This is a genomic window from Delftia tsuruhatensis NBRC 16741, assembly GCF_001571325.1.
In the GTDB taxonomy this organism is placed as follows: Bacteria; Pseudomonadota; Gammaproteobacteria; order Burkholderiales; family Burkholderiaceae_C; genus Comamonas; species Comamonas tsuruhatensis.
This window is the reverse complement of the sequence record NZ_BCTO01000091.1, coordinates 1-9939: the sequence shown is the minus strand read 5'-3', so window position 1 is coordinate 9939 and position 9939 is coordinate 1. Positions and strand designations below refer to the sequence as shown.

Here is a 9939-nt window from a genome sequence, read left to right as displayed (position 1 = left end):
GGCCTCGAAAAACAACCCCCCGGCAGGGACCAAAAAGTTCAGGCCCCTGCAATAGCAGCCTCAGAACGGCAACGTCCCCTGCACATACAACGTCCGAGGCATCCCCACATACTTGCCCCCGTTGTTGTCCGTAGACCGCGTGTAGTACCTGCGATCAAACAGATTCTTGACCCCCACAGCCACCCGCAGATTGCCCAGCGACTTGCCAAAGTCATAGCCCGCACGCAGGCCCACGGTTGCAAACCCGGGAATATCGCCCAGCCGCCCCGCAGCATCTTCCTGCGTCACATACTGCGTGCCCGACCCCGGAGAGCGCTGCTTCGATTGCGCGGCCAGGTCCGCATTCAGCGTCCACTGCCCCAGCGCATAGCGCGCCCACAGCTGGCCCGTGTGGCGCGAGTACAGCGGCAGGTCGCGCCCCGCGAAATCGCCGGCGCGCGAGACGGCCTCGGTATAGGTATAGGACACACCCGCCGTCAGCCCCTTGAGCGCGGCATTCCACTGGCCCAGGTCGTAGCGCAGCGAGGACTCGATGCCGCGGTGGCGCGTGGCGCCCAGGTCGGTCCAGATGCCGTCCACGCCCACGCGGGTCAGCAGCAGTTCCTTGTCGAAGTCGATGTTGAACAGCGTCAGCTCGGCGTTCAGCGCCGGGCTGTTGTAGTGCGTGCCCACCTCATAGGTCTTGGCCGATTCGGGATGCAGGCCGCGCTCGGTCTGGGCCAGCTGCGCATACTGCTGCGGTCCGAAGGACTTGCCCGCGTTGGCGAACAGCGACCACTGCGCATTCATGCGGTAGAGCACGGACAGCGTGGGCAGGAGCTCGCGTGCCTCGGCCTTGGGGAACAGCTGGCTGGTGACGGTGCTGCCGTCGGCGCCCAGGTTGCTGACGTTGTTGAAGGAGTTGATGCGTTCGTAGCGCACGCCGGGGGTGATGGTCCAGTTGCCGATGTCGATGCGGTCATCGATGTAGAAGGCATGGGCCGTGGTGCCGCCCTGGCTGGTCTGGTAGGGCGTGATCGGCAGGGCCATGGCGTTGGCCATGGTGGCGGGGTTGTAGTAGGCGGTGCGCAGCGCGACCTCGGAACTGCTTTCCTTGAGGTAGCGGTAGCCCACGCTGACTTCCTGCACCACGGAGCCGGTCTCGAACAGGCGCGAGTAGCGCGGCTCGATGCCGAAGTAGTGGTAGCTGCGCGGCGCGGCGGTCAGGCGGCGCTGGTTGGCGTTGTCCTGCTCGATGTGGCTGCCGCGGAACGAGTCCACGTAGTAGCCCAGCAGCTCGAAGTTGTTGCGCCCGTCCTTGTGGTTGTACTTGAACGAGGCATCGGTGCGGCGGCCGTCGAAGCTGTCGTAGGAGCGCGTGGACTGGAACGGGTCGGCCGCGTACTGCGCCGTGGTCAGGCCGCCGGGCATGCGGCCCGAGCCCTCGAAGTGGTGCAGCGAGACGGCGATGTCGTCCTGGGCCGAGATGCGGTAGGCGCCCTTGACCAGGATGTCGTCGATGTCGGTCTTGTCATTGCCTGCGCGCCAGCCGTCGCCATGCGTGCCCGAGTACAGCAGGGCCAGGCCCAGGCCGGATTCGCTGGTGCCGCCCACGAAGAGGCTGGGCGTGGTCTTGGCATTGCCGCCGTGGCTGTAGAACTCGGCGCCCACCGAGGCCTCGGCCGCGAAGGTCTTGGGAATGGCGCGCGTGACGAAGTTGATGATGCCGCCCACGTTCTGGGGGCCGTAGCGCACCGAGCCCGCGCCGCGGATCACGTCCACCGACTCCAGGTTGCCCAGCGAGACGGGCGCCAGCGACAGCTGGGGCTGGCCGTAGGGCGCGTAGGAGACGGGCACGCCGTCCATCAGCACATACGAGCGCGGCGACAGGCGTGCCGTCAGGCCGCGCACGCCGATGTTCAGGGACACATCGCTGCCGCCCGTGCCGTTGCTGTCCTGCACCTGCACGCCGGGCACCAGGCGCAGCACGTCGCGCAGGCTGGAGGCGCCGGTTTCCTCGATGCGCGGCCGCTCGACGATGGTGCGCGCGCCGGCATGGTCCAGCACTTTTTCCTCGCTGGGGTTGTCCAGCCAGTTGCCCGTGACGGTGATGGTGGACAGGCCGGCCTCGGGTGCGGTGGTGGTGGGCGATGGTGCCTGTGCCGACGCCTGCAGCGACAGCAGGGCGGCGGCGACAGCGGCCGCGCAGCTTGTGAGCGTGGCGCAGTGATTGCTGGAAACCATGGAAAACTTCCTTTGTGCCTCTGGGAATGGTGCAGCGCTGAAGGGTCGGCTGGCAGGCTGCAGGACGCGTGGCGGCGGGCGAGGCGGAAGCAGGAGACAAGGACCGGTCAGCATGCATGGCGGCAATGCCGGTTCGGTGCGCGAGTCTAAATGAGAATCATCCAGCCGGCACCAGGCTGGCAGCAGCTGCGCGGGGTCGCGTTGCCCGGGCGCTACAGCGCAGCAGGTGCCTCCAGCGCAGCGGGCGCTTACCCTGCTGCTTTTGCTGCGGGAAGGGACTGCATTGCGCGGGCCAGCTCGCCCAGCGTGGCCAGGGCCTGCCCGGTCTCGTCGCTCCAGTCATGGCCGTAGTTCAGCCGCAGGCAATGGCCGAAGGCCTGCGAGGCCGAGAAGATCGGCCCCGGCGCCACGCTGATGCCGCGCGCCAGCGCTGCGCGGTGCAGGGCCAGCGCATCGCAGTACGGCGGCAGCTCTATCCACATGAAGTAGCCGCCCTCGGGCCGCGTGGCCCGCGTGCCTTGCGGAAAGTGGCGGGCAATGGCCGATGCCATGTGGTCCCGCTGCAGGGCCAGGCTCTGGCGCAGGCGGCGCAGGTGGCGGTCCACGCCACCGCTTTCCAGGTAGTCGGCCAGCGCCTGCTGGCTGGGGGCATTGGTGGCCAGCGTGGTGGTGAGCTTTTGCCGCGCCACGGCGCGCGTGAAGCGGCCCGGAGCGGTCCAGCCCACGCGCCAGCCGGGCGCCAGGCACTTGGAGAACGAGGCGCAGTGCAGCACCCAGCCCTCGGTGTCGAAGGCCTTGGCCGGTGGCGGGCGGTGTTCGCCAAAGTACAGCTCGCCGTAGACATCGTCCTCGATCAGCGGCAGCTGGTGGCGCGTGGCCAGTTCCACCAGGGCCTTCTTGCGCGCCTCGGGCATCAGGCTGCCCAGCGGATTCTGGAAGCTGGTCATCAACCAGATGGCCTGGGGCCGGTGACGCTGCACGGCGGTCTCCAGCGCGGCCAGGTCCATGCCTTCGCCGGGATGCGTGGGCACCTCGATGGCGGACAGCCCCATGCGCTCCAGAGCCTGCAGCGCGCCGTAGAAGCAGGGCGATTCGATGACCACGGCGCCACCGGGCCGCGTGACGGCGGCCAGACACAGGTTCAGTGCCTCCAGCGCGCCATTGGTGATGACCAGGTCGGACGGTGACAGTGCCAGACCGTCGGCCAGGTAGCGCCGCGCGATCTGGCGTCGCAATGCCATGCTGCCGGGCGTGAGGTCATCGAGGGCGCTGCGCGGATCGGCCTGGCGCGCGGCGCGGGCCAGGGCCTGGCCCAGGCGCTGCAGCGGGAACAGGCGCGGCGAGGGAAAGGCCGAGCCCAGCGGTACGACATCGCGGTCCATGGACGATTCCAGAACCTCGAACACCCGCTCGCTCACATCGACCACGGCAAAGCGCTCGCCCGGGGGGGCCGACAGCTGCGTGGGCTCGGGCGGGGCGCTGTGCGGCCGCGCCGCGACGAAGTAGCCCGAACGCTCGCGCGCGCGCACCAGGCCGCGTGCCTCCAGCAGGTAGTAGGCCTGGAACACCGTGGAGGCGCTGACGCCGCGCCGCTCGCTGGTGTGACGCACGGAGGGCAGCTTGTCGCCCGCGCGCAGCACGCCTGCGGCGATGGAGGCCTCGATATCGTCGGCCAGTTCCTGGTAGCGCGTCATGCCTGGGGAGGTCGCGGCCCGGGGATCAGCCCTGTTCGGCCAGCAGTTCCTGCAAGGCCTTGATCTGCTGGCGCAGGCGCTCGTTCTCGGCTTCAAGTTCGTTCACGCGCTGCTGCAGTTCCTCGGGCGAGGCGGTCACGGCCGCACCTTCGCCATCGGCAGCGTCGGCTTCGGGCTTGGCGGCCTTGGGCTTTTTCTTCGCATCGCGCACGCGCTTGGCGGCCTGCTTGAGTTCGTCGGCGCCGGCGGCGGCCACGGCCTGCTGCTCATCCACGGGCAGGCTGGCGACCACGGCGGCGGTGCTCAGCGAGATGTCGCCCGAGCGCACGGCGGCCACCACTTCGGGCGCGGCCTTTTGCTGGATGGTCTCGATCAGCTTGACCTGGCTGCTGGACAGGCGGGCCACGCGGGCCAGGGCCTCGCGCGTGTCCAGGGCCTCATCGGGCACCTTGGCCACGCTGGCCAGGGCGGCGGCGACCACGGGGTCGGTCTCGCCTTCCCAGGGCGCTTCGCCTTCGGGCTGGGCCGGCGCCTCGGCCTTGGCCGCCATCACGGCGGCGGCAGCGGCCGAGCGGCGGGCCGCAATGATCTCGCGCTTGCGCAGCGCCAGCACGCCGCGCTGGAAGTCGGACACGCTGCGGCGGCCCAGGTGCTGGTCGATCATCCACAGGTGCACGTCGTCCATGTTCTTGAACTGCGTGGCCTGGATGGTGTTGAAGGGCAGGCCGTGCTTTTGGCAGATGGCGTAGCGGTTGTGGCCGTCGATGAGCAGGTCGTTCCAGAGCACGAGCGCATCGCGGCAGCCCTCGGCCAGGATGCTGCGCTCCAGCGCGTCGAGTTCATCGGGGGTCAGCGGGTCGATGTAGGCCTTGAGTTCTTCGTTGACGACGATGTCCATGGCAGTGCAGAAATGAGGAATGAAAGAAAAAGGCGACCGCTCCAGGCCATTGCGGCAATGGACCTGGACGGCCGCCAAGAAGAAAAACTGGAAGCAGGGGCGAAGCCCGCCCTCAGAGCAGGCGCGAGATCAGCGCGCCTTCAGCCGGGCCTTCCAGGGGGATGCGCACGCGCACCGGGTTGCCCTGGGCCACCTGCACGGGCTCGCCGTCGAGGTTGAACATCTTCTCCAGCAGCACCTGGCGGTTGCCCTGGGGGTGGATGATCTCCAGCGTGTCGCCCACCGAGAAGCGGTTCTTGGTCTCCACCTCCGCCATGCCGTCGGCATAGCTGCGCACTTCGCCCACGAAGTGGCTGCGCTGCAGCACCGAGTGGCCGGTCTCGTAGTTCTGGTAGTCCTGCGAGGGACGGCGCTCCAGCAGGCCGCCCGTGTAGCCACGGTTGGCCAGGCCTTCGAGCTCGGTGATCAGGTGGGGGTTGAAGGGGCGGCCGGCCACGGCATCGTCGATGGCGCGGCGGTAGACCTGGGCCGTGCGGGCCACGTAGTACAGGCTCTTGGTGCGGCCCTCGATCTTGAGCGAGTCCACGCCGATCTTCACCAGGCGCTCCACATGCTCCACGGCGCGCAGGTCCTTGGAGTTCATGATGTAGGTGCCGTGCTCGTCTTCCATGATGGGCATCAGCTCGCCGGGGCGGCCCTTTTCCTCCAGCAGGTAGACCTGCTCGGCCTTGGGGTGGCGCGCGCCGTCGCCGCAGGTGCTGGTGAACTGGCTGTCGGCTTCCTCGCGGGCCTTCTCGAAGCTGAAGTCCTGCTCCATGGTCTGGGCCAGGGCCTCGCCGGTATTGGGGTCCACGGCCGCGTCATGCGTCTTGTAGTCCCAGCGGCAGGCATTGGTGCAGGTGCCCTGGTTGGGATCGCGCCGGTTGAAGTAGCCCGACAGCAGGCAGCGGCCCGAGTAGGCGATGCACAGCGCGCCGTGCACGAAGACCTCGATCTCCATGTCCGGGCATTCCTGGCGGATCTTCTCGATCTCGTCCAGCGACAGCTCGCGCGACAGGATGATGCGCGAGACGCCGGCCTTCTGCCAGAACTTCACCGTGGCCCAGTTGGTGGTGTTGGCCTGCACCGAGAGATGGACCTCGGTCTCGGGCCACTTTTCCTTGACCATCATGATCAGGCCGGGGTCGGCCATGATCAGCGCGTCGGGCTTGCACTCGATCACGGGCTCGATGTCGCGGATATAGGTGCGCACCTTGTCGTTGTGGGCGATCAGGTTGCTGGTGACGAAGAATTTCTTGCCCCGCGCATGCGCCTCGGAGATGCCCTGGGCGATCTGTTCGAGGCGGAATTCGTTGTTGCGTGCGCGCAGGCTGTAGCGGGGTTGCCCGGCGTAGATGGCGTCGGCGCCAAAGTCGTAGGCCGCGCGCATCTTGTCGAGCGAGCCGGCCGGCAGCAGCAGTTCGGGGGCTTTGAGGGTCATGATCCCCGTATTGTCCTGCATAGCGCTTTCCAACATGGTTCGCTAAGGCTCAGGCGAGCCAAGCCCTTGCAGATGCTCCAGCAACTGCCTGGCATGGGCGGGCAACTGGTCTTCCCGGACGGTGCACAGCAGCAGCTGGCGCCGGGCCCAGGCATCGCTCAAGGGCACGGCGCGGGCGCCGCTGGCCGGGGCCAGGCGCTGCGCGGCGGCGGCGGGCATGACGGCCACGCCCACGCCCTGGCCCACCAGCTGGCAGATGCTGTCCAGGTGCTGCAGCTGGGCGCGCCAGCGCAACTGCCCTTCCGACGGCCCCCCCAGCAAGGCGGCCTGCTGGCGCACCAGCATCTGCAGGGCGGCATCGTGCGGCAGGCCCACCCAGTCTTCGGCCAGCAGCTCCTGCAAGGCCAGGCGCGTGCGCCGGGCCAGGCGGTGGCCGCGCGGCAGCACGGCCACCAGCGGGTCGGGGCGCCAGGGCGTGGCCTGCAGGCCGGTGGTGTCCTGCGCATCGCTGGCCACGCCGATGTCGCACAGGCCCTGGCGCAGCCGGTCCAGCACTTCGGCGCTGCCGCATTCCTGCAGCTCCAGCGCCACGCGCGGGTGGCTGCGCAGAAAGCCCGCCACGGCCAGCGGCAGGTGCTCGCCCACGGCCGAGGTGTTGCCGCAGACGCGCACATGGCCGGCCAGCCCCGCGCCGTATTCGGCCATGTCGCCGCGCAGGCGTTGCATCTGTGCCAGCACGCTGCGCGCATGCTGGCCCAGCGTGTGGCCGGCCGCCGTGGGCCGTACGCCGCGCGCCTGGCGCGCGAGCAGGGCGCAGCCCAGTTGCGCCTCCATGCCGCGCACGCGCTCGCTGGCCGAGGCCAGGGTCATGTGCGAGCGCCCGGCCGCCGCGGTGAGCGTGCCGCAGTCGAGGATGTGGACGAACAGCTGCAGGTCGGTGAGGTCGAATCGCATGGCCTGTGGTGCTGAAGGATCAGGCCATGCCTGAGCCTTGGTTTGAAGATTCCCGATTGTGATCCCTTTGTTGGTGCACGAGCATGGCGCCATGAGGTTCAGGAAGGGCCTGAGCCAAGTCGGTGGAAAGTGCAGGGTGGCCGTGATGTGGGATGCGTGGTGGGTGCTGGCGGCGGCGGTGGCCGTGTTCGGGCTGGCCGGTGTCGTCAAGGGGGTGGTGGGCCTGGGCCTGCCCACGGTGTCCATGGCGCTGCTGGCGCTGTTCATGCCGGCCGGGCAGGCGGCGGCCTGGCTGCTGCTGCCGTCCCTGGTGACCAATGTGGTGCAGATGCGGCCCCTGCCATCGCTGTGGCCGCTGCTGCGGCGCCTGGGCTGGATGCAGCTGGGCATTGTCGCGGGCACGGTGGGCGGCATGCTGTGGTGGGGCCCGGTGGGCGAGGCCGCCGTGGCGCGCACGGCGCTGGGCGTGGCCCTGGTTGTGTATGCCCTGTGGGGCCTGTGGGGGCCGGGCCTGCAGTTGCCGCAGAGGCATCAGGCCTGGCTGGGCCTGTTGTGTGGTCTGCTGACGGGCGGGATCACGGCGCTGACCGGCGTGTTCGTGGTGCCGGCCGTGGCCTTTTTGCAATCGCTGGCGCTGGGCCGGCAGGCGCTGATGCAGGCCATGGGCCTGTGCTTCACGGTGTCCACGCTGGCGCTGGGCGCGGGCATGGCGCTGGCGCAGGGGCCGGGCCATGCCGCTTCGTCCTGGACGGGGTGGGGTGCCACAGCCCTGGTTTCCGCGCTGATGCTGCTGCCCGCCCTGGCCGGCATGGCCTGGGGCGAGCGGCTGCGCCAGTCGCTGTCGCCCCAGGTCTTCAAGCGCGTGCTGATGCTGGGCCTGCTGGCCCTGGGCATCTACATGTGCGCCAGGGGCTAGCCCCGGGCGTTCAGGCGCGGAACACCTTCACGGGGCTGCCGCGCTCCACCTCCCAGTGCAGCTGGCTGCGCGTGCGCCGGGCCTGGCCCTCGCCCTGCGCGTTGAGGCGCGCCAGCTTCAGGGCCAGCAGCTCGCGCGCCAGCCGCTTGTTGGCGTGCTGGCTGCGCTCGCTCATGACCTTCACCGAGATCCCGCTGGGCACATGCAGGGCATGGACGGCGGAGTCCGTGGTGTTGACATGCTGGCCGCCCTTGCCCGAGGCCTTGCAGGCCTGGAAGACGATTTCGCCGTCTGCCGGCAATTGCCGGGGCGGCTCGCACTGTTGCACGGCCACGAACCAGTTCCTGCGCGGGTGGTGGGGGCGCAGGGGACTGTCGAAGACCCACTGGATGGTGCCCAGCCAGGCGCCCAGCGTGCCGTGAAGCAGGCCGGTGTCGCCCTCGCAGCGCAGCAGCACGGACCTGTAGCCGGCCGGCGTGGGCGTTTCTTCCAGCACGTCCACGGTGATGCCGCTGGCGGCGCAGTCGCGCAGCAGCTCGCGCAGGGTCAGGCGCACGGCATGCTCGCACTCGGCGGGGCCGTGGGATGCGGTCAGCTGGATCAGCAGCATTGCATGGCTCCCTTCTTGTAGGTCAGCAGGGGGCGCAGCCGCGCCACCAACTGCACCAGGCCGGCTTCCTGCAGGCTGGCGACGACGGAGTCCACGTCCTTGTAGGCCTGGGGGGCCTCCTCGTAGACCAGTTCGCGGTCGGCGCAGACCACGGCGCTGCCGAATTTTGTGCGCAGCAGTTCGTCCAGCGTGAAGCGCGGGCGCAGGCGGCCCATGCAATCGGTACGTGCCCACTTGCGGCCCGCGCCGTGCGCCAGCGAGTGCAGTGCCTCGTCACGCCCGGCCACGGGCCGCACAAGGTAGCTGTAGTCGCCGCGCGAACCCGGGATCACCACCAGACCCTGGTCGGCCGGCGTGGCGCCCTTGCGGTGCAAAAAGCCGTCTTCGCCGCGCCAGTGGTGGGCGATCACGTGGTTGTGGGTGATGTCCAGCAGGGCCTGGCCGCGCGTGCGCAGGGCGCGCAGCAGGCGTGCCGCAATGCTGGCGCGGTTCAGTTGGGCGAAGGCGATGGCGGCCGCGTGCTGGCGCAGGTACTGCGTGGCGGCATCGCTGCTGGCGGCCAGGCCGTCGTGGCTGAAGGCCTCCACATGGGCGCGCAGGATGGCGCCGCCCAGCCCGCGCGAGCCGCTGTGCACCATGAGGTGCACGCGCTTCCTGTCGAGCGCGCCGTCCTCGTACAGCGTGTCCACCACCTGCAGTTCGGCAAAGTGGTTGCCGCCGCCAATGGTGCCCAGGCTGTCCTGCAGATACGCCAGGTCGGCCACGCCGCTGGCCTGGGCGATGTGCTCCAGCTGCTGCATGTCCACGGCGTCCAGCAGTTCCTGGGGCAGGGGGCCGTCGATGTTGCCCACCGCCTTTTCCAGCTTGGGAGCCGAGGTCTTGTGCGCTGCCAGCTCCGTGCTGTACAGCGACATGCCGCAGCCGATGTCGCCGCCGACCAGGGCCGGGTAGAAGCGGCCCACGGAAAAGAAGGCTGCCCCTACCGGGTAGCCCCGGCCCGGGTGCAGGTCCGGCAGGCCCACGGCTGCGCGCATGCCGGCCAGGTTGCGGGCCGTCGTTTGAAGTTGTTGGATGGCGGCGTCTTCAATCCAGACGCCGCGGTTGGCGAACACCTGAAGATGGATGTCCGGCCCCCCTGAGTCGCTGCGCGCCTTCCCCCCTATC

The 9939-nt window shown here is 69.3% G+C and carries 8 protein-coding genes; 1 reads left to right on the top strand and 7 read right to left on the bottom strand.

The annotated features are described in order from the left end of the window. Positions 1 to 60 precede the first annotated feature (60 nt). From DTS01S_RS28370 to DTS01S_RS28350, 5 genes are all read right to left on the bottom strand, one after another. Positions 61 to 2223, bottom strand: a complete 2163-nt coding sequence (locus tag DTS01S_RS28370; RefSeq protein WP_017406062.1) for a TonB-dependent receptor family protein — start codon at positions 2221 to 2223, stop codon at positions 61 to 63. Positions 2224 to 2471: 248 nt separating this feature from the next. After that, positions 2472 to 3917: an aminotransferase-like domain-containing protein gene (locus DTS01S_RS28365; RefSeq protein WP_016450445.1), complete on the bottom strand. Its 1446-nt coding sequence runs from the start codon at positions 3915 to 3917 to the stop codon at positions 2472 to 2474. A gap of 25 nt (positions 3918 to 3942) precedes the next feature. Next, positions 3943 to 4815 carry a hypothetical protein gene (locus tag DTS01S_RS28360; RefSeq protein WP_016450446.1) on the bottom strand — a complete coding sequence of 291 codons (873 nt, stop codon included), beginning with the start codon at positions 4813 to 4815 and terminating at the stop codon, positions 3943 to 3945. Between the two features lie 112 nt (positions 4816 to 4927). Continuing rightward, positions 4928 to 6316, bottom strand: a complete 1389-nt coding sequence (gene trhP / locus DTS01S_RS28355; protein ID WP_016453913.1) for a prephenate-dependent tRNA uridine(34) hydroxylase TrhP — start codon at positions 6314 to 6316, stop codon at positions 4928 to 4930. 21 nt (positions 6317 to 6337) lie between these two features. Continuing rightward, positions 6338 to 7249: a LysR family transcriptional regulator gene (locus tag DTS01S_RS28350; protein ID WP_016450448.1), complete on the bottom strand. Its 912-nt coding sequence runs from the start codon at positions 7247 to 7249 to the stop codon at positions 6338 to 6340. Positions 7250 to 7394: 145 nt separating this feature from the next. On the opposite strand from DTS01S_RS28350, the gene DTS01S_RS28345 reads away from it, so the two are divergent. Beyond that, positions 7395 to 8165, top strand: a complete 771-nt coding sequence (locus DTS01S_RS28345) for a sulfite exporter TauE/SafE family protein (RefSeq protein ID WP_026062561.1) — start codon at positions 7395 to 7397, stop codon at positions 8163 to 8165. Between the two features lie 10 nt (positions 8166 to 8175). Here the strand turns inward: DTS01S_RS28345 and prfH are convergent, their stop codons facing one another. Further along, on the bottom strand, positions 8176 to 8775 hold the full coding sequence (prfH, locus tag DTS01S_RS28340; protein ID WP_017406060.1) for a peptide chain release factor H: 600 nt from the start codon (positions 8773 to 8775) through the stop codon (positions 8176 to 8178). Continuing rightward, positions 8766 to 9938: an RNA ligase RtcB family protein gene (locus DTS01S_RS28335; RefSeq protein WP_074932020.1), complete on the bottom strand. Its 1173-nt coding sequence runs from the start codon at positions 9936 to 9938 to the stop codon at positions 8766 to 8768. The genes prfH and DTS01S_RS28335 overlap by 10 nt, the downstream gene beginning before the upstream one ends. Position 9939 lies beyond the last annotated feature (1 nt).

Excerpts from the sequence above, each read along its gene's own strand:
- DTS01S_RS28345 (WP_026062561.1), top strand. The coding sequence starts at position 7,395 with ATGTGGGATGCGTGGTGGGTGCTGGCGGCGGCGGTGGCCGTGTTCGGG.
- DTS01S_RS28360 (WP_016450446.1), bottom strand. The coding sequence starts at position 4,815 with ATGGACATCGTCGTCAACGAAGAACTCAAGGCCTACATCGACCCGCTG.
- trhP (WP_016453913.1), bottom strand. The coding sequence starts at position 6,316 with ATGCAGGACAATACGGGGATCATGACCCTCAAAGCCCCCGAACTGCTG.
- DTS01S_RS28350 (WP_016450448.1), bottom strand. The coding sequence starts at position 7,249 with ATGCGATTCGACCTCACCGACCTGCAGCTGTTCGTCCACATCCTCGAC.
- prfH (WP_017406060.1), bottom strand. The coding sequence starts at position 8,775 with ATGCTGCTGATCCAGCTGACCGCATCCCACGGCCCCGCCGAGTGCGAG.
- DTS01S_RS28370 (WP_017406062.1), bottom strand. The coding sequence starts at position 2,223 with ATGGTTTCCAGCAATCACTGCGCCACGCTCACAAGCTGCGCGGCCGCT.
- DTS01S_RS28365 (WP_016450445.1), bottom strand. The coding sequence starts at position 3,917 with ATGACGCGCTACCAGGAACTGGCCGACGATATCGAGGCCTCCATCGCC.